Source organism: Stenotrophomonas sp. AB1(2024) (assembly GCF_037482345.1).
Taxonomy (GTDB): domain Bacteria; phylum Pseudomonadota; class Gammaproteobacteria; order Xanthomonadales; family Xanthomonadaceae; genus Stenotrophomonas.
In genome coordinates this window covers 2145508-2163440 of record NZ_JBBHKO020000001.1, presented here as the reverse complement: position 1 = coordinate 2163440, position 17933 = coordinate 2145508, and the positions used below count along the sequence as shown (strand labels likewise).

Below are 17933 nucleotides of genomic sequence, written 5' to 3'. Positions count from 1 at the left end.
CGCAGAAACCCAGCGCAAGCTGGGTTTCTGCGTTCTGGGGATTCGCATCGCCGGAACGGAGAGCAGCCGGCCAACGGTCGGCTCTACCGGCGTGGTGATCGTCATCGGTCCAAAAAAAACCCCGGCTGGGCCGGGGTTCTTCCGATCACTTGAACAGGGTGTCCGGGTATTCCGGTTTCTGTTCGCGGGCCAGCAGTGCGCGCAGGCCTTCTTCCGGGGTCTGTTCGCCGTGCAGCACGGCGCGGACCCGGTCGGAGATCGGCAGGTCGATGCCGTGGCGACGCGCCTGGCGCATGACTTCGTCGGCGGTCTGCACCGATTCAACCACCTGGCCGATCTCGCGCACGGCATCCTGCAGGCTTTGCCCGCGTCCCAGCGCCAAGCCAAGACGACGGTTGCGCGAGAGGTCGCCGGTGCAGGTGAGCACCAGGTCGCCCAGGCCGGCCAGGCCCATCAGGGTCTCGGGCTTGGCTCCGATCGCGGCGGCCAGGCGCAGCATTTCGTTCAGGCCGCGGGTGATCAGGCCGGCACGGGCGTTGAGGCCCAGTTGCATGCCATCGGCCACGCCGGTGGCCACGGCCAGCACGTTCTTCATGGCGCCACCGAGTTCGGCACCGACCATGTCATCGCCGGTGTAGGCGCGGAAGGCCGGGCCATGCATCGCTTCGGCCACCTGTTGGGCGAAGTCCGCATCGTCGCCGTGCACGGTGATCGCGGTGGGCAGGCCCAGCGTGACTTCCTTGGCGAACGACGGGCCGGTCACCACCGCCAGCGGCACGTCCGGTCCGAGGACCTCGCGCGCCACTTCGTGCAGGAAACGCCCCGAGCCGGGTTCGAAGCCCTTGGTGGCCCAGGCCACGCCGGCAGCCGTCGGGCGCAGCGGGGCCAGCGCGCGCACGGTTTCACCGAACGCGTGCGAGGGCACCACCACCAGGATCCACGTCGCGTCCTTGACGGCCGCCGCCAGGTCGGTGGTGGCGCGCAGCGATTCCGGCAACGGAATGCCCGGCAGGTAACGGGTGTTCTCGTGGCGCTGGTCGATGGCGTCCACCATCGCCGCATCGCGGCCCCACAGCACGGTCTGGCGACCGTGCCGCGCAAGCAGGCTCGCCAGGGCGGTGCCCCAGGAGCCGGCGCCGAGTACGGCGATCTTGTCTGCGTTGTTGCTCATCGGTACGACTGCCGCGCCGATCAGGCGTTACCGGCCGGCTCGGAATCGGCGAGCGAGGTTTCGCCCTGTTCCTGGCGCTGGCGCAGGGTTTCGGCGTACAGGCCTTCGAAGTTGATCGGCTGCAGGAAGAACGGCGGGAAGCCGCCGGCCTGGATCAGCTCGCTCACCAGCGAACGCACGTACGGGAACAGGATGTTCGGGCACTGGGTGCCCAGCAGCACGTCGATCGACTGCGGGTCCAGGCCCACCAGGCCGAACACGCCGGCCTGCTGCACTTCAGCCACGTAGGCGGTCTTGTCGCCGGCCTTGCAGGTCAGGGTCACGGCCAGCACCACTTCAAATGCGCTCTCGCCCAGGCGCTGCACGCGCTGGTTCAGGTTGAGCTGCAGTTCGGGCTGCACCGCTTCGTTGAACACGGCCGGGGCGTTGGGCGATTCGAAGGAAACGTCCTTGACGTAGATCTTCTCGACGGTGAACGCGGGGCCGGTAGCGGCGTCGGCCGGCGCGATGGCGCCGTTGGTGTTCTCTTCGGACATTTCCTGTTGCTCCAGAATAAGTGCAGTAAATTAGATTGTTACATGCCCTGCGATGGGGGCGTGTGGCGGCGCACACAAGGCATGCCGCGCAACCCGGGCAAAATCAGTTGCGGCCCTTGACCAGCGGCAACTCGGCCTGCTGCCAGGCGGGAAGGCCGCCGTCGAGCACGTGCACCTGTTCGAAACCGGCCTTCTTCAAGGCCTTGGCGGCGGTTTCCGAGGCGGTGCCGGTGCGGCACACCAGCACGACCGGGCTCTGCCTGGCGTTGGCCACCAGCTTGTGCTCGGGCCCGAACTGGGCAGGCTGCACGTTGCGGCTGCCGGCAATATGGCCCTTCTCGAAATCGGTGCCCGCCGACAGATCGATCACGACCGCCCCGCCAGCATTGATCAGCTGGGTCAGTTCGGCCGGCTTGATCGACCTGTAGCCGCGCAGCAGGCGCCGTACTTCGGTGACGAGGATGGCTACGGTCAGGCCCACGAAGGCCATCGACAACATCGGATTTCGGCCGGCAAAAGCCAGCAACTCTTCGTAATTCACTTGGATCACGGGTCGATTAGCGGGCGCCGATTGTCGCACATGCGGGCGAACCGGCGCCTGGCGGGCTGGTGGCTCAGGATTCCTGCCACAGGTCGGGCAGCCCGTTGGCCTGCAGCCAGCGCTTGCCCTCGGCGTCCCAGCGCCAGATTTCCTTGACCCGGACCGAGCGCTCGGACTGGGTGTTGAGGTTGATCACCCGGACTTCGGCATTGCGGCCGATCCGGCCATCGGGCAGCGGCACGTTGTCCGCGGCGCGGTAGCTGGAGATCTTCACCTGCTCGAAACGACGCATTTCCAGGTCGGTCAGCGGGTGTTCCTTGGCGTAGGCCGGGTCCAGGTAAGGCAGCATGTCCTCGACGGTGCCCCAGCGCATGGTCGAGTCGTACTTGACCTGGATTTCTTCCAGCTGCTTGCGCTGCTTCTTGCTTGTCTTCTGCTCGGCAGCGAACGCCGACACGCTGGTCAGTGCCAGCAAGGCCAGCAGCAGGATCTGAATGGTACGACGCATGCGAATTCCCCCAATCGGCAAGGCGCCCATCCTACCGCCTTGCGAAGGCAACGAAACGTCCGGTCAGTTCAGCCGCCGGTTTGCCGGCCTCGCCGGGCTGACGGGCCACCACCTCGATACGGGCCTTGCCGCGCTGGGCGAAGGTGGCCAGGAAGGTGTCCCAGTCGGCATCGTCCGCCGCGTGCGCCTGGGCCTGCAGGTCGTCATAGACCGGGGCCAGGTAGCGCACATGGCTGTCGGCCACATACACGTCGGCGTCGAAGCCGGCCAGGCGCAGGCGCAGGGTGACCAGCGCCCAGCCGGACAGGGTCAGTGCCGAGGACAGGCTGCCACCGAAGGCGTTGCCCTTGTCGTTGACGTTGGCGGCCAACGGCGCGCGCAGGCTCAGCCTGCCGTCGGCATAGGCATCCACGTGGATCTGCATGGCCGCCACCGGCGGCATGCGCTCCAGCACCTGCTGCAGCGCGGTCAGGTGCGCGGGAAGGGAATCATGTTCAGACATCGGTACGGCGACGTTGCAGCGAAGGCCTCGCATAATGCCCGCAATGAACAGCCACGCACATGTGCCGGATTGGACCCTGGTGTCGCTGCGCCCACGCGGCCAGCACGCACCGCTGCGGCGGGCGGCGCAATCGCTGGGCGCGCAGGTGGTCGGCTTGTCGCCCTGGGCGCTGGTCGCCCAGCACGACGAGAGTACCCGTACCGCCCTGGCCCGCGCCCTCGGCGCCGACCGGGTGGTGTTCAGCAGCCCGGCGGCGGTGCACGCGGCGGCGCGGCTGCAGCCGCTGGCGGGGCCACATGCAGGCATCTGGCTGGCGGTGGGCGCCGGCACGGCCGCTGCGCTGCGCGGGCACGGCGCTGCCGAGATCGTCGCGCCGACCCGGATGGACAGCGAAGGCCTGCTCGACCTGCCCGCGCTGGCGAAGCTGCAGGGCCTGCGCGCGGCGCTGGTCACCGCGCCGGGAGGGCGCGGGATCATTGCCGATACGCTGCAGGTACGCGGTGCCACGCTGGAGCGGGTGGATGTCTACCGTCGCAGGACGCTGCGGCTGCCGCCCCGGCAACTGCAGCGGCTACGCCGCCAGCCGGGGCCCTGGGTACTGGCACTGAGCAGTGCCGAGGCGCTGTCCCTGCTCGTCGACCAGTCACCGCCGGACCTGCTGGCGCGCCTGCGCCAGGCACGCGTGGTAGCGGCCAGCGCACGGTTGGCCGCATTGGCCACGGATGCAGGGTTCGCCCGGGTCACCCTGGCCGACGGCCCGTTGCCGGTGCAGCTGGCCCAGGCCGCACACGCGGCGATCACCACTACCGCAACTTCCTGAACAGGGGTCGTGTTCGGCCTTGCAGCGCCCTCGGGCGGCGAGCGATGCTGTGCACCTCATCGATCGCCAGCTCGTAAATGCACCGGCGCGATCGACAAGGATGCCTGCATGAACGACGTTGTTCCTCCCCCGCCCCACCGACCGCTGCGCTGGATCCTGCCGCTTGCCGCGCTTGCGGTGATGGTGGGTGGTGCCGGCTGGGGCTGGAACCAGTGGCAGGCCCAGCAGGCGCGAACCGCACAGCGCGAGGCCGATGCCAACGTGCTGGTGCAGGGCCTGGCCGGCAGCGTGGAAGCGCTGCGCCGCGACCAGCGTTCCACCTCGCAGCGGGTGCAGGATGCAGCGGCCACCAACCGGGTGCTGCGCGATGAAATGCTTGGCCTGAGCCAGCGCAATGCGCTGCTGGAAGAGAACCTGGCGCGGCTGGCCGACAGCACCCGCCACAGCGCCCAGGCGCTGCAGCTGGAAGAGGCCGAGCTGCTGCTCAGCCAGGCCGGCCAGCGCCTGGCATTTGCCGATGACGTGGAGGGCGCCAAGCGGTTGTATGCGCTGGCGGCCGCCGCGCTGGAAGACGTACAGGGCACCGAATTGCTCAACCTGCGCCAGGCCCTGATGCAGGAACGCAATGCGGTCGATGCGCTCGGCCCGGGCGTGCGCGCCGGCATCAACCAGCGCCTGGGCGCGTTCTCGCACGCGCTGCTGGCGTTGCCCGAACAGGTGGCCCCGGCAGCGAACACGACCGCGCCGCCGTGGTGGCACCAGGTGCTGGCCCCCTTCATGACCATCACCCCGACCACCGTCCAGGGCCCGCTCACCCATGCCGAGCGCACCGCCGCGTGGGATTCGCTGCAGCTGGAGTTGACCCTGGCCCGCGCCGCTGTCGAACGCGGCGACCAGGCCGGTTTCGAGCAGGCGCTGGATCGCGTGGCGCAGTGGATGCCGCGGCTGTGGCCGGATTCACCCGGCCTGCGCGAGCGTCGTGCTGAACTGCAGCAGTTGCGCGCCCAAGTGTTACGCCCGCCGCTGCCCGAACTGGGCAGCACCCTGCAGCAACTGCGCGCCATGCGCGATGGGAGTTGATACATGAAGCCGATTCAATCCGTGGTGGTGCTGCTGCTGGCCGTGGTGCTGGGCGTGGTGGCCGCGCAATGGCTGGGCACCGAATCGCTGCGCCAGTACGGCGAAGTGATCTACCGCGCCGGCGGCAACGACTACCGCTCCACCGTGCCGCAGGTGGCGCTGATGGTGTTGGTGGGCCTGCTGGTGCTGTGGCTGTTGTGGAGCCTGGTGGCCTCGCCGTTCCGCGCCTGGGGCCGCTACCGCCGCAAGCAGGGCCGTGCGCGGTTGATCGAAGGCCTGCAGGCGTATGAGTATGGCCATTGGCAGCGCGCGGAGAAGTTGCTGGGCACCGCCGCCGAAGATGAAGAAGTGAGCGCGGTGGCCCATGTCACTGCCGTGCGCAGCGCGCAGGCGCGCGGTGACGAGGCGGCGGTGGACCAGTACCTGCAGCGCCTTTCCACTGCCGATGCCACCAGCCATGCACTGCTGCAGGCCGAACGGCTGCTGCAGCGGGAGCGCCCGGTGGATGCGATCAACGCATTGGACGCCCCCGGCATCCAGCCGCTGCCGCCGCGTGGCCTGTGGCTGCGCACCGAAGCGCTGGCGCGCGCTGATCGTGCGCATGAGGCCTACGGCCAGCTGGGCGCGCTGCGCAAGCAGAAGGTGTTGCCCGATGACGCGGTTGCCGAACTGGAAATCCGCCTGGCGGCGCAGTCGCTGCTGGAAGCGGGCGATGTGAATGCGCTGGCCGCGCAGTGGGAAGCCACCCCGAAGGCGCTGCGCAGCGACCCGGATGTGGTCTCGGCCTACGCGCTGCGCGCGGTGGCACTGGATTGGGATGAACCGGCCCTGCTCAACCTGGAACAGGCGCTGGATACGCGCTGGGACGAATCGCTGGTGACGTTGTACGGGCAGATGCCGGTGGAAAAGCTGGCCACCCGCCACGCCAACCTGCAGCGCTGGCTGGGCCAGCAGCCGTCCAGCCCGGCCCTGCTGCTGGCGCTGGGCCGCATCGCCACGCGCCAGGGCGAGCACGTGCAGGCCGAGGACTACCTGCACCGGGCGATTGCCGCCGGTGCCGGCCCGACCGCCTGGGAAGCCCTGGGCGAGGTATTCACCGCGCGCGGTGAACCGGCGTTGGCCGCCCAGTGCTGCGCCAACGCATTGCGCCAGCAGCGCGGCGAAGACAGCGTAGTCCTGGCGCGACCGGCAGCCCCAGTGGCGGCGGTAGTGCCCGAACGTGCCACGATTGAAGAACAATCATTGATGAGCGAGCCGGTGCCGGTGCGCGAGTTCAATCGCGACGAGCGCGATGAATTCGGCAACCCGATCCGGTAACGCCGTCCGGAACAAGAAGGCCGCCCATCCGGGCGGCCTTTTTTATTGCGCGATGCGAAACGCTCAGCGTTCGACGATCGCCACCACGCCCATGCCGCCGGCGGTGCAGATCGAGACCAGCGCGCGCCCACCACCACGTTCAGCCAGCTGCTTGGCGGCCGTAGCGATCACCCGCGCGCCAGTAGCGGCGAAGGGGTGGCCGGTGGCCAGCGACGAGCCCAGCGGGTTGATCCTGGCCGGGTCGATCCGCCCCAGCGGCGCATCCAGTCCCAGCCGGTTGCGGCAGTAATCCTCGCTTTCCCACGCACGCAGCGTGCACAGCACCTGCGCGGCGAACGCTTCATGGATTTCGTAGATGTCGAAATCCTGCAGGGTCAGGCCGTTGCGCTTGAGCATTTCCGGCACCGCGATGGTCGGCGCCATCAGCAGGCCTTCGCCGTGCACGAAATCGACTGCGGCCACCTGCGAATCGCGCAGGTAGGCCAGCGGCTCGTGGCCATGCGCACGCGCCCATTCCTCGCTGGCCAGCAGCACCGCCGAGGCGCCGTCGGTGAGCGGAGTGGAGTTGGCGGCGGTCAGCGTGCCGCGCCCGGACACCTTGTCGAAGGCCGGCTTGAGCGTGGCCAGCTTTTCCAGCGAGGTGTCGGCGCGCAGGATGTTGTCGCGCTCCACGCCGCGGAACGGGGCGATCAGGTCATTGAAGAAGCCGCGCTCATAAGCGGCGGCCAGCTTCTTGTGCGAGGACACCGCCCACTCGTCCTGCGAGTCGCGGGAGATGTTCCACTCCTTGGCCATGTCTTCGCAGTGGTCGCCCATGCTCTTGCCGGTACGCGGCTCGGCCACGCCCGGGAACTCCGGCTTCAGCTCGCCCAGCTTGAAGCCGCGCACGATCGCCTTGATCTTGTCGCCGGTGCTTTTGGCGCGGTTGGCCGCCAGCAGGCGCGCGCGCAGCTTCTTGCCATACACGATCGGCACGTCGGAGGTGGTGTCCGAACCGCCGCCGATGCCCGATTCGATCTGGCCCAGCGCGATCTTGTTGGCCACCGCGATGATGGTATCCAGCGAGGTGCCGCAGGCGCGCTGCAGGGTGATGCCCGGGGTGAGCGGGGACAGGCCCGAGGACAGCGTGGCTTCGCGGCCCAGGTTCCAGTCGCTGGAATGCTTGATCACCGCGCCCATCGCCACTTCGCCCAGCTGCTGCCCGTGCAGGCCGAACCGTTCCACCAGCGCACCCAGCGTGCGCACCGACATGCCCAGGTTGCCAACGTCCGAATAGGCGGTGTTCTGGCGGCAGAACGGAATGCGGACGCCACCGAGAATGGCGACGGGACGAGCGTTGGGCATGGAGATACCTGGCATGGGAGGGGTGTCTGCAACATGGCCTGCACGAAGGAGCAGGCATAATGGGGCCAAGTGTAGCTGCCGCCCTGTGATGGGCCAACTGTGAACCCATGAGCAAACCCGACCCCGGCATGAATGCCCTTGGCGTACTGGCATTGGAACTGGCCGGAGGAGACGCCCCCCGCCACGCGGCCCTGACATCCGCGCAAGCGGGCGAACTGGCCGACCGCGTTGGCCGCGACCTGGCCAAGCTGGTGCCCGGCGTGAGCGGACTCGATTTCGTGTTCGCCGGCGCCCATTTCGACCCGGCCGAAGTGCTGCGCCCGGGCTGGCCGATCCACCGCCGCCTGGAAGAACTGCAGATGCGCGCGCCCGGCCGCAACGAAGGCCCGCGCCTGCTGGCGTTCGGCGCCGGTGCCGACGGCGAAGTGCCGCTGCCGTTCCAGGCCGATGCCAGCCTCACCGGCGGCGGCCTGCGCGTGGTGCCGTTCCTGCTGACCGGCACCGACGTGGCCCAGGCCACGGCCGTGGCCGAGGCGCTGGAAGAGGTGCTGCTGGCCCAGGGCATGGCCCAGGCCGATACCGCCCTGCAGGCGCAGAACGCGTTCGGCGCGCAGATCGAGCACGCCCGCTATTTCACGGTGAACGACCTGGCCGCGATGATGTCGATGCAGTACGACAACCAGGGCCTGGCCGCGCTGTGGCCGCTGATCGAAACGGCGCTGATGGCGCCGCAGTCCGAGCAGTGGCTGGATGCCACCCCGGAGCCGCTGCTTCGATACGCTGACGGCGAAGTGCGTATGGCGCTGTTCGATCCGGCGGGGTGGTGCAACTTCTACAGCCACGGCACCGGCGACTGCGACCGCCTGCAGGGCATCTACGACCAATACCTGATGCGCCAGCGGCAGATGGCCGCCGTGCTGGAAGCGCATGGGCTGCCGGTGCTGTTCGTGCACTGCGAAGCCGGACAGGATGCGCGGGAGTTGTTGACCCGGTAATCCACGGTAGCGCCGGCCGTTGGCCGGCCCTCATCGGCGTCGGCAGGAACACGCGGGCCGGCCAACGGCCGGCGCTACCGGAGGGTCTGCATCGCATTCCGGGATACGTAACCAAAAACGCCGGCAGCGCCGGCGTTTTTGGTTTCACGGCCGTCAGCCAATGGCCGGCATCACCGTCAGGGCGCGGCTTTGATGACCGCACACGCCAGGCGTGCACCGGCATTGCCGGTCGGCTGGGTCTTGTAGTCATCCGGGTCGGCATGCACGATCAGGCCACGACCGATGATGTCGAAATCGTTGCCTTCACCGATGTTGACGTTGGTCGACACATCGGCATCCACCACCGCATTGCCTTCGGCATCGGCCCTGATGTTCGGAATGTCGCCACCGTGGTGCGGAGTGGTGGCCACGTTGCCGTGGTCTTCCTTGGCCGGGTTGAAGTGGCCGCCGGCGCTGTCGCCGTTCGGCGCGCTGCAGTCGCCCTTCTCATGGATGTGGAAGCCGTGTTCACTGTTCGGCTTCAGGCCGCTGACCTGGCCTTTCACGTGGGCCTTGCCGTCGACGACGCTGAAGGTCACGGTGCCCTTGACGTCATTGCCCTGGGTCGGCGCCAGGTCGGCCACGGCGCTGTGGTTGGCATGGGCTTCGCTGGTCATGGCCGGCGGCGCTTCGGTGGTGCGCGCGGTTTCGGCGATCGGCGGGGTGGCGGCATCGGCCGGCGCATCGGCCGGCTTGTTGCAGGCGGTCAGGCCGATGGCGGCGATGGCGGCGAACAACGAGGTATGGATCAGACGCATGTGGATCTCCTTGCAGGTAACGAGGGAAAAAGCGACGTCGGTGGGCAGCGCGTTCAGCGCGTGACCCGGATGACGCCGCAGGCGATTCGGGCGCCGGCGTTACCTGCAGGCTGGCTGCGGTAATCGTCGGCGTTGGCATGCACCACCAGTGCGCGACCCACGATATCGGTCGCCGCACCACCGCCGAGGGTAACGCCTGGCAGGCGCACATCGACATTGACCCGGCCCTGCGCGTCGGCGCGCAGGTTGTCCATGTCGCCAGCGTGATGCGCACCCGCGCTGTTGCGGCCATGCGGCTGGTTGGCCGGATTGAAATGCGGCCCTGCACTGCTGGCGTCAACGGCACTGCAATCGCCGCGCTCATGCACGTGGAACGCGGCGGTCTGCAGCGGCTGCAGGCCGCCAATGGTGCCGGTGATGTGCACACCGCGCGCATCGGGCACCAGCGCCAGGCGGCCACTGACTATGCTGGCCGAGGCCGGCGCCAGGTTGGCTTCAGCCAGCTTGGCGGTGCTCACTACCGGCACGGTGGGCACCGGCGCGGGGCGCTGCTCGGGCGCGGTGCCGCAGGCGGCCAGCACCAGCAATGACGGCATCAGCAGGGCGAGATGGGAACGACGCATCGGAGACTCCTTGGCTGCAAACTAACGTTACGGTCGTCCACGGACCATGAAAGGCGCCACCACGCGGTTCGCACGGCCCATGAACAGGGATTCATCCGCCGCGCCGGCGTCCCGCGCCCAGCTTGCGGGTCAGCGTGTTGCGGCCCATGCCCAGGCGCGCGGCGGCTTCGGCACGGCGGCCATGGGTGATCTGCAACGCCGCTTCCAGCAGCGCCTGGTCCACCCGTTCACGCACCTGCGCATGCAGGCCTTCGGCACCTTCGGCCAGGCGCTGCCGCGCCCACGCCGACAACAGGGTTTCCCAATGGCCGGGATCGCCCTGCGCGCGCGGGCTGGCGCCGGCGCCGCGGTGCAGCGCGCTGTCCACGTCGGCCACGCCGATGGTGTCCGAGGCGGCCAGCGCGGCCATGCGCCAGCACACGTTCTCCAGCTCGCGCACGTTGCCCGGCCAGTCGTGCTCGCGCAGCGCCTGCAATGCGGCGGCGGTGAGCCGCTTGGGAGGCGTGTCCAACTTGCGCGCGGCGGCAGCCAGGAAGGTGTCGGCCAGCTGCACGATGTCGTCGCGGCGCTCGCGCAGTGGCGGCAGCCGCAGCCGCACCACGTCCAGCCGGTGCAGCAGATCGGCGCGGAAGCGGCCCTGCGCTACCAGCGTTTCCAGATCCTGGTGGGTGGCGGCGATGACACGCACGTCCACCCGGATCAGCTCGCGGCCGCCGACGCGGAAGAACTCGCCTTCGGCCAGCACGCGCAGCAGGCGGGTCTGCAACGGCAGCGGCATGTCGCCGATTTCATCCAGGAACAGCGTGCCGCCGTTGGCCTGCTCGAAGCGCCCCACGTGGCGGCGCTGCGCCCCGGTAAAGGCGCCGGCTTCGTGGCCGAACAACTCGCTTTCCAGAAGTTCGGACGGAATGGCCGCCGTGTTGAGCGCCACGAACGGGCCCTGCGCACGCGGCGATTCGTGGTGCAGCGCATGCGCCACCAGTTCCTTGCCGGTACCGGTTTCACCGTTGATCAGCACCGACAGCGGCGCCTGCGCCAGCCGGCCGATGGCGCGGAACAGCGCGCGCATCGCCGGCGTATCACCGACCAGCTGCGGGCGCTGGTCGGGCGCGGGGTCTACCGGCGTTGGGCTGCGCTCGGCCACGGTGGTGTCCGGCGCCGGCAGCACGCGCTGCGCCAATGCCACCGCATCGTCGAGGTCGAAAGGCTTGGAGAGGAATTCCTGCGCACCGCCACGGAACGCACCGGCGGTACTGGTCACATCGGTATAGGCCGACATCACGATCACCGGCAGTTGCGGGTGCGCGGCCTTGAGCTTGTCCAGCAACACCAGGCCATCATCGCCGGGCATGCGCACGTCGGTGAACAGCAGGTCCGGTGGCGGCTGGGTGGCCAGCATGTCCAATGCCGCTGCCGCGCCATCGAAGCCCTCAACGGCGTAACCGGCATCGCGCAGCGCCGTGCACAGCACGAAACGCACCGCACGGTCGTCATCCACCACCCAGACGCGCTGGGCCGTGGCCTGGCTGTCAGCCGCCATGCGCGGTCTCCTCGGCAGCGGGGGTGCCCTGCCCGATCGGCAGCTGCACGGTGAATACGGTATGGCCAGGGCGCGAGCGGTAGGTCAGCGTGCCCCGGTGTTCGCGCGCCACCTGCTGGGCCAGCGCCAGGCCCAGCCCGGTGCCTTCGGCGCGGCCGCTGACCAGCGGCAGGAACAGGTGTTCGGCCAGCGCCTCGGGCACGCCACGGCCGTCATCGGCGATTTCCAGGCGCAGCGCCATCGGCTGCAGCTGGTCGCCGATGCGCACGCCATGTTCCACCCGGGTACGCAGGGTGACGGTACCGGCCCCGGCCTGGATCGCATTGCGCACCAGGTTCCACACCGCCTGGGTGAGGCGGTCGGCGTCGCCATCGAATTCGGGAATGCTGGGGTCGTAGTCGCGCTGCAGCCGCACCGCCCAGCCGCCCTCGTTCTCGGCCAGGCGCAGCACGCGTTCCAGCGACGCGTGGATGTTGAGCGGGGCGTGCGGCGCGGCCGGGGCCGGCGACAGCAGCTGTTCCAGCAGCCCGTTCAGGCGTTCGATTTCCGACCCGATCAGCTCGATCAGTTCGCGCTCTTCCGGGTCGCGCTGGGTGCTGCGCCGGGCCAGCAGTTGGGCCGCGCCTTTCAGGCCGGCCAGCGGATTGCGCAGCTCATGGGCCAGCCCTTTCAGGGCTGCGCTCAACGCGCTGGGCAGGGCCTGGGTGGGGTCCAGCCCGGGGAACTCGTCCACCGGGTGCGCTTCCAGCAGCCAGCCGTCTTCCTCATGCCGGCTCAACCAGCCCTCGGCAAAGCGCGGAGCTTCGCCCGGCAGGGCCAGCGCCAGCCGATGCAGGCGCAGGGTGTCGCGTTCGCCGCGTGCCAGGAAGTGGGCCAGCGCTTCGCCTTGAACTTCCAGCGAGACCAGCGGCTGGCCCAGCAGGCGCCGCACGCTCACCCCCAGCCAGCGCGCAAAGGCAGGGTTGCAGCCAGCGACGCGGCCTTCAGCATCGGCCCAGGCCACCGGAGTGCCAAGGACATCAAGGGATGGAGACGGTGGTGCGGGGGTCATTGCACCAATGTAGTGCAAAAAGGGGGGCGTTGCTCAATCCCGTACGTCTTGCGCGGTCACGGAGAAGAACCGCTCGGCATCCGGGTGGTTGGTAGCGGCTTCCACACCGAATGCAGCAGGGAGGCCCTGGGGATTGGAGGAATGCTCGTACACGAATGCCAGCGTACCGCTCGCAACGAGCGTGATGATCTCCTGCCCTGAGAGATCCTTGACCACGACGACCTCGGCTGCTCCTGGCGGCCTTCAGGATAAGTCTCCGGCCAGAACGCAGGTGGGTGAGCCGCAAGGTCTTCATCCGGCCCATGCTGCCAGCACACCACAACACGAATCGCGACGGGTGCCGAGGCGTTCTCGATCAGGTCAATCAAGGTCGGGATGAGTTGCCGGTCCCTGTTACTTGGAATTTGAACGAATACACGGCGCTGACCAGTCATGCAGAGAGTGTGTGCCTGTGACCTGTGTGCGGTCTGCGACGTCAAACACACAATTCTCAAACGCTACGAACATAGGAAAAGTACTAGAGAGTGATGCCATCTGCAGCGGCACCATCTCCCTCCCTGGCAGTTCCGCCAGGGAATGGGAGAACTCCATGAGCGCACGTATTCCGAGCACGCTTCTGCTGGGCACGGGCATAGCCGTTGCCGCCGCAGACGCTGGTGCTGCGCGCCGCATCATGCCGCCTGCATGAAGGAAGACGAATGATCAACTGGCCATTCAAGTGCGTAATGGTCGCGGTGGTGCTGCAATGCATCGGCTGCGCAGCCGACGCTACGGGCACGGACAGCACCGACCCGCGTGCAGCGCGCAGCCTCGCGGAAGCTGCAATTTCTGAAGACGCTTCGAGTGGGCCGGGCGACCCAGTATCCGCTTCCGTTTCTGCGGATCGACCTGCGTGGGCTTCCGATCCAGCGGTAGACGACCCGAAAGCCTCACCGTACCTTGCCACCGAATCCGAATTCATCGAACGGGGCGGTATCTCATCTGAATGGGCTGACCCTTTTCTGGAATCCAGAGAGCTGTTCTCGAGCGCGCTTCAGCGGATGAGCGAAGACGAGAGGAGGAGCATGGAAGCGCAGGATCTCGCCAGGCGTTACCGGAATGCACTGGAACGTGCCGTGGGGGCACAAGGCGTAGTCGAGGATCTGACCTGCGGCCTGAGCCTTTGCATGGGCTCGGTGTCTTCCCAATCACGGGCCGATCGTGACGCCTGGGCTGAGCGCCTGTATGAGGATGCCGACGCCGTCAGACATGTGACATTCGATGTGTTTGAAATGAACGGAGACCGACTTCATAACCGATTTCTGTTCTCGGCCGATGCCGCTATCAAGGCGATTGTTCTTCCGCCGAGGCGCGACAAGTGACATGAAGGACACGGCTGCTGTAGGTACCGCTTCACTCCATACCACGTATCGCAAATAGGGTTCTTCAGATGATCAAGTGTCTAGTCCGTAGCACTGCTGTCGCAGTTGCCCTGCAGTGTATTGGCTGTACATCCGACACAGTGGGTACAAATTTCGACGATACGCGCACGGCGACAGAGGTTCGGAAGGACGCAAGGCAGGAACTAGCTGCGACGCGGACCGGTATCGATCCAATCGCTGCACCGACAGTCCCTCGAACCCCGGCTGAGGATCGGAAGGAGGGGAATCCTGAAGCTTCTCCCTATCTTGCCACCGAGTCGGAGTTGATTGTTCACAATTCCATCTCGATTGATATGTCCAACGAAATGCTGGAAGACAATGCACTGTTCTCAAGCGCACTGGAGAGGATGCGGGACGAAGAGAGGACAAGCGCTGAAGCACAGCAGCTCGCCAGGCACCATAGAGAGGTGTTGGAGCGTGCGGTAGGAGAGCTTGGCGTAGTCGAGGATCTGACCTGCGGCCTGAGCCTTTGCATTGGCTCGGTTACGTCCCTTACACAGGCGGATCATGAAGCTTGGAGTCGTCGCCTGGTCAAGGATCCTGCCGCTCGGAGATACGGCGCAGTCCACAGTTATGAACCGGTCGGTGATCAGTTACAGCACCGTTTCGTGTTCTCAACGGATCCAGCTGTTGCGGCTCTTTTCAGCAGCCGTTAGGCAACGGGTGGCCGGGCATGACCCGACCTGTCCTTGTGGTCGGCGGAGCGGGCCACATTGGCAGCCATGTTGTCCGTCGGCTACTGGTTGCCGGTCGCGATGTGGTGGTACTCGATGACTTGAGCACGAAGTCTCACCATTGGACGACCCATGGCCGGCTCTACGTGGGTGACCTCTTCGATACGGTGCCGGTGGGCAGCCTCATCTCCGAACATGGAATCGACACGATCATCCATGCCGCGGCAAGCCATCATCCGATCCACCGAATGTCTTCCACTGCAGCTGCGTTCGCTGGCTTCGTGAAGGCTGGCGTGTCGAAAGTGATATTCACATCATATACTTCACGATCATCTCGACGGAGGTAGAGCGTGGGTAATGGAGTACTTCGGTGGGGCGTCTGGGCGTTAGTCTGCGTGGCAGGGTTTGCACAGGCCAGCGAGACGGACCGCCGCATCGCGCTCACCATTGACGATCTGCCCTGGCAGCGGCTCGGCGAACGCGCCGAGACGGACCTGCACGCCCAGCACGCACGCCTGATCGGCGCCCTCAAGCAGACCGGTGTGCCCATCGTGGGCTTCGTCAACGAAGGCAAGCTGGAGGTCGATGGCCAGGTGCAGCCCGATCGGGTGCAGATGCTTCGCAACTGGCGCGACGCCGGTTTCGAACTGGGCAACCACACGTTCAGCCATGTCTCCATGCATGCCGTGCCACTGGACACCTACCAGCAGGACATCCTGCGCGGCGAAGTCGTCCTGCGCCCCCTGCTCGCCGAGAGCGGCCAGACCCTGCGCTGGTTCCGGCACCCGTACCTGCAGGCAGGACGGTCGCCGGAGGCGCGTGCCGAACTGGCCACATTCCTGCAGCAGCACAGCTACCGCATCGCGCCGGTCACAGTGGACAACGCGGAATGGATCTGGGCGTTCGCGTACGACCAGGTGCGCGATACCGAAACCGACCCCGCCATGCGTGAGGCGCGCCTGCGCCAGCTGCGCCGTGGCTATATCCCTTACATGCTCAACAAGCTGGACTACTACGAGCAGCGCTCGCAGCAGTTGCTGGGCAGGCTGCCGGCACAGGTGTGGCTGATCCATGCCAACGCGCTGAATGCAGACAGCGTTGGGGAACTGGTGGCTGCGACACGCCGTCGTGGGTACCGCTTCATCACGCTTGAAACCGCGATGGAAGACCCGGCCTACCTGCGCGCTGAAGGCTACAACGGTGGCGCGGGAATCAGCTGGATCCAGCGCTGGGCCATGGCCGACAAGATGCCCAAGGCCTTCTACCAGGGCGAGCCCACGGTGCCTGCGTGGGTGATGAAGCTGGCCGGCCAGGAGTCGGAGTAGGCGCGCTAGTCGACGAACACCCGCGCCCAGTCCTCGCGCACGCTCACCAGCGGCCAGCCGCGCTCGGCGGCCAGCGCCACCGACTTCTGCGCACCGGAGGTGTAGGCGATGTCGCGCTTGTCATCGTCATGGGTGACCAGCAGCGCCAGCGAGGCGCCCTCGCCCTGGGTAGCGAACTGCAGCATCTGTATATCGCCATTGGAATTGCCGGCAGCGAAGATCGGGCGCGCACCGATCCGGCTCCAGATCCGCGCCACCTTGTTGGGGCCGTCGTCGAAGACTTCAAGTTTCGAGGTGTGGACCAGTTTGCCAACACCGCCTTCTTCCCGGTACTGCAGCGCGACGGTGGTACCGACCACGCGCTCGGGCGGAACGCCGTACAGCTCGGCGGTGATGGGCCGCATGAAGTCGCGCCCGCCACCGGACACGATGTAGTTGGTGAACCGGTTGGCTTCCAGGTAGTGCAGCAGCTCGCGCATGGGCGCGTAGGCGGTCTTCAGGTAGGGACGCTTCAGTACCGGGTTCTGCGCGCTGCGCAGGAATTGTTCGGCCTTGCTGGCAAATACTTCCACGTCGTCTTCGGCATAGGCCGAAAGCAGGCCGGCCGCCATTTCCTTGAGCGTGGTGTCATCGCCTTCGTAATGCTTGGTGATGACATCGCCCAGCCAGGCCTGGTCTTTTGCATGCACCGCCTTCCATGGCTGCTTGTCGCGCAGCATTGGGTCTGCTTCGGCCTGTTCGGCGATGCGGCGTATCAGAAAATCGGCCTGGATCGGCATGGGCTTTTCGCACCATAAACAACCGTCGTTGTCGAACACGGCGATCCGCGCGGCGGGTGGGACGTAGTCGGGGCCATCTTCCAGCGTGACCCGCGCGACGAAGCCGATGATGGCCTGACGCGTGGCGCCGTCGTTCCAGCTCTTGAGTAGTCCTTCGTGCATGGGTACGACCCGGCGGCTCCTGGAGCTGGAATGCTAGCCCGGGCATGCGTTGGCTACCTGCGCAGAATCACTGCGTGGGGTGCAGTAGTTTTACTGGGTGAAGCCTGCCACGCAGGGCGTGGCACTACGGGGCACTTGCGTGTGGCGTTATCAGGCACGGCACTGGTGCCACGCCCCGCGTAGCAACCTCAGCGCTGCGTCACTGCGCGCGGCGCCTCAACTGCATGATGGCTTCCGGCAGCTCGGTGCGCATCTGTTCGCGCAGCGCTTCGGCCACGCCGTGGTAGCGCCGTCGCTGGATGAGGTAGCAGCCGGCAAACAACCCCAGCATCATCAGCATCGGCCAGGCGGACGTAACAACCATGGGCATCGCCACGCACAGCGCGCCAATGGCCAGCGTCATCCAGTTGCAGAGGCCTTCCACGCGTACCTGGTTGCGCTTGGCATCCACCACTACCAGCCCGCGCATCACCGGGTAGTAGCGCCCGCTGACGCTGATGCCGAAGCTCTCGCGGAATGCCATGCGGCCGTCGGGAAGCGCGCGGAACACCAGGGGCAGCCACTTCTGGGTGGCTACATCGCGCTCCAGGCAGTTCAGCACCAGCCTTCCGCGCATGGCTGCGTTGGCGGGAATGCGCTCGTTGAACAGGCGGATGCCCGTTCCGAAGTAAAACGGATTCCAGGTCAGCTCCAGCACGATCTCCAGCACCATCACGCCGACCACTGCGTACCAGATCGCCATGGGTA

At 67.0% G+C, this 17933-nt stretch carries 21 protein-coding genes and 1 pseudogene; 8 read left to right on the top strand and 14 right to left on the bottom strand.

Annotation, left to right across the window (positions count from 1 at the left end; all coding sequences use genetic code 11):
- Positions 1 to 145: 145 nt before the first annotated feature.
- The 5 genes from WIX41_RS09910 to WIX41_RS09890 form a co-directional block, all read right to left on the bottom strand.
- Complete coding sequence (locus WIX41_RS09910; protein WP_339447087.1) at positions 146 to 1171, bottom strand: NAD(P)H-dependent glycerol-3-phosphate dehydrogenase; 1026 nt, start codon at positions 1169 to 1171, stop codon at positions 146 to 148.
- A 20-nt stretch (positions 1172 to 1191) separates the two neighbouring features.
- Complete coding sequence (gene secB, locus WIX41_RS09905; protein ID WP_313342263.1) at positions 1192 to 1707, bottom strand: protein-export chaperone SecB; 516 nt, start codon at positions 1705 to 1707, stop codon at positions 1192 to 1194.
- A gap of 103 nt (positions 1708 to 1810) precedes the next feature.
- Positions 1811 to 2248 carry a rhodanese-like domain-containing protein gene (locus WIX41_RS09900; RefSeq protein ID WP_409187359.1) on the bottom strand — a complete coding sequence of 146 codons (438 nt, stop codon included), beginning with the start codon at positions 2246 to 2248 and terminating at the stop codon, positions 1811 to 1813.
- 73 nt (positions 2249 to 2321) lie between these two features.
- Complete coding sequence (locus WIX41_RS09895; protein ID WP_339447077.1) at positions 2322 to 2756, bottom strand: hypothetical protein; 435 nt, start codon at positions 2754 to 2756, stop codon at positions 2322 to 2324.
- 31 nt (positions 2757 to 2787) lie between these two features.
- Entirely contained in the window at positions 2788 to 3258 is a 471-nt protein-coding gene (locus tag WIX41_RS09890) for a YiiD C-terminal domain-containing protein (RefSeq protein WP_339447075.1), read from the bottom strand.
- 43 nt (positions 3259 to 3301) lie between these two features.
- On the opposite strand from WIX41_RS09890, the gene WIX41_RS09885 reads away from it, so the two are divergent.
- The 3 genes from WIX41_RS09885 to WIX41_RS09875 all read left to right on the top strand — a co-directional run bounded on the left by WIX41_RS09885 (position 3302) and on the right by WIX41_RS09875 (position 6475).
- Positions 3302 to 4078 (top strand): uroporphyrinogen-III synthase, encoded by a 777-nt coding sequence (locus tag WIX41_RS09885; protein WP_339447073.1) that lies wholly within the window; start codon positions 3302 to 3304, stop codon positions 4076 to 4078.
- 108 nt (positions 4079 to 4186) lie between these two features.
- Positions 4187 to 5158 (top strand): uroporphyrinogen-III C-methyltransferase, encoded by a 972-nt coding sequence (locus tag WIX41_RS09880; RefSeq protein ID WP_339447071.1) that lies wholly within the window; start codon positions 4187 to 4189, stop codon positions 5156 to 5158.
- A gap of 3 nt (positions 5159 to 5161) precedes the next feature.
- Positions 5162 to 6475, top strand: coding sequence for a heme biosynthesis protein HemY (locus WIX41_RS09875; protein WP_339447069.1), 1314 nt, complete (start codon positions 5162 to 5164; stop codon positions 6473 to 6475).
- 63 nt (positions 6476 to 6538) lie between these two features.
- Here the strand turns inward: WIX41_RS09875 and WIX41_RS09870 are convergent, their stop codons facing one another.
- Positions 6539 to 7834: an acetyl-CoA C-acetyltransferase gene (locus tag WIX41_RS09870; protein WP_409187358.1), complete on the bottom strand. Its 1296-nt coding sequence runs from the start codon at positions 7832 to 7834 to the stop codon at positions 6539 to 6541.
- Positions 7835 to 7926: 92 nt separating this feature from the next.
- Between WIX41_RS09870 and WIX41_RS09865 the strand changes: the two genes are divergently transcribed.
- Positions 7927 to 8814, top strand: coding sequence for a hypothetical protein (locus tag WIX41_RS09865; RefSeq protein WP_339447065.1), 888 nt, complete (start codon positions 7927 to 7929; stop codon positions 8812 to 8814).
- A gap of 176 nt (positions 8815 to 8990) precedes the next feature.
- On the opposite strand, the gene WIX41_RS09860 is transcribed toward WIX41_RS09865, so the two are convergent.
- The 6 genes and pseudogenes from WIX41_RS09860 to WIX41_RS09835 form a co-directional block, all read right to left on the bottom strand.
- Positions 8991 to 9611 (bottom strand): superoxide dismutase family protein, encoded by a 621-nt coding sequence (locus WIX41_RS09860; protein ID WP_339447063.1) that lies wholly within the window; start codon positions 9609 to 9611, stop codon positions 8991 to 8993.
- 53 nt (positions 9612 to 9664) lie between these two features.
- Positions 9665 to 10234 carry a superoxide dismutase family protein gene (locus WIX41_RS09855; protein ID WP_339447061.1) on the bottom strand — a complete coding sequence of 190 codons (570 nt, stop codon included), beginning with the start codon at positions 10232 to 10234 and terminating at the stop codon, positions 9665 to 9667.
- A gap of 91 nt (positions 10235 to 10325) precedes the next feature.
- Positions 10326 to 11774, bottom strand: coding sequence for a nitrogen regulation protein NR(I) (ntrC, locus tag WIX41_RS09850; RefSeq protein WP_339447059.1), 1449 nt, complete (start codon positions 11772 to 11774; stop codon positions 10326 to 10328).
- Positions 11764 to 12825 carry a two-component system sensor histidine kinase NtrB gene (locus WIX41_RS09845; RefSeq protein WP_339447057.1) on the bottom strand — a complete coding sequence of 354 codons (1062 nt, stop codon included), beginning with the start codon at positions 12823 to 12825 and terminating at the stop codon, positions 11764 to 11766. Before WIX41_RS09845 ends, ntrC begins: the two co-directional genes overlap by 11 nt.
- A 33-nt stretch (positions 12826 to 12858) precedes the next feature.
- Positions 12859 to 13041 carry a hypothetical protein gene (locus WIX41_RS09840; protein ID WP_339449500.1) on the bottom strand — a complete coding sequence of 61 codons (183 nt, stop codon included), beginning with the start codon at positions 13039 to 13041 and terminating at the stop codon, positions 12859 to 12861.
- A gap of 47 nt (positions 13042 to 13088) precedes the next feature.
- Positions 13089 to 13259, bottom strand: a pseudogene (locus WIX41_RS09835) (GlcNAc-transferase family protein); the annotation flags it as partial.
- Between the two features lie 264 nt (positions 13260 to 13523).
- Here WIX41_RS09835 and WIX41_RS09830 point away from each other — a divergent pair.
- From WIX41_RS09830 to WIX41_RS09815, 4 genes are all read left to right on the top strand, one after another.
- Positions 13524 to 14186: a hypothetical protein gene (locus WIX41_RS09830; RefSeq protein ID WP_339447055.1), complete on the top strand. Its 663-nt coding sequence runs from the start codon at positions 13524 to 13526 to the stop codon at positions 14184 to 14186.
- Positions 14187 to 14509: 323 nt separating this feature from the next.
- A complete protein-coding gene (locus WIX41_RS09825) occupies positions 14510 to 14902 on the top strand; it encodes a hypothetical protein (protein ID WP_339447053.1) in 393 nt (130 codons plus the stop codon).
- 17 nt (positions 14903 to 14919) lie between these two features.
- Positions 14920 to 15267, top strand: coding sequence for an NAD-dependent epimerase/dehydratase family protein (locus WIX41_RS09820; protein ID WP_339447051.1), 348 nt, complete (start codon positions 14920 to 14922; stop codon positions 15265 to 15267).
- 48 nt (positions 15268 to 15315) lie between these two features.
- Positions 15316 to 16245, top strand: a complete 930-nt coding sequence (locus tag WIX41_RS09815) for a polysaccharide deacetylase family protein (protein WP_339447049.1) — start codon at positions 15316 to 15318, stop codon at positions 16243 to 16245.
- 5 nt (positions 16246 to 16250) lie between these two features.
- Here WIX41_RS09815 and WIX41_RS09810 read toward each other — a convergent pair whose 3' ends face one another.
- Positions 16251 to 17186, bottom strand: a complete 936-nt coding sequence (locus WIX41_RS09810; RefSeq protein ID WP_339447047.1) for an HAD family hydrolase — start codon at positions 17184 to 17186, stop codon at positions 16251 to 16253.
- A gap of 199 nt (positions 17187 to 17385) precedes the next feature.
- A complete protein-coding gene (locus WIX41_RS09805; RefSeq protein WP_339447046.1) occupies positions 17386 to 17928 on the bottom strand; it encodes a hypothetical protein in 543 nt (180 codons plus the stop codon).
- Positions 17929 to 17933 lie beyond the last annotated feature (5 nt).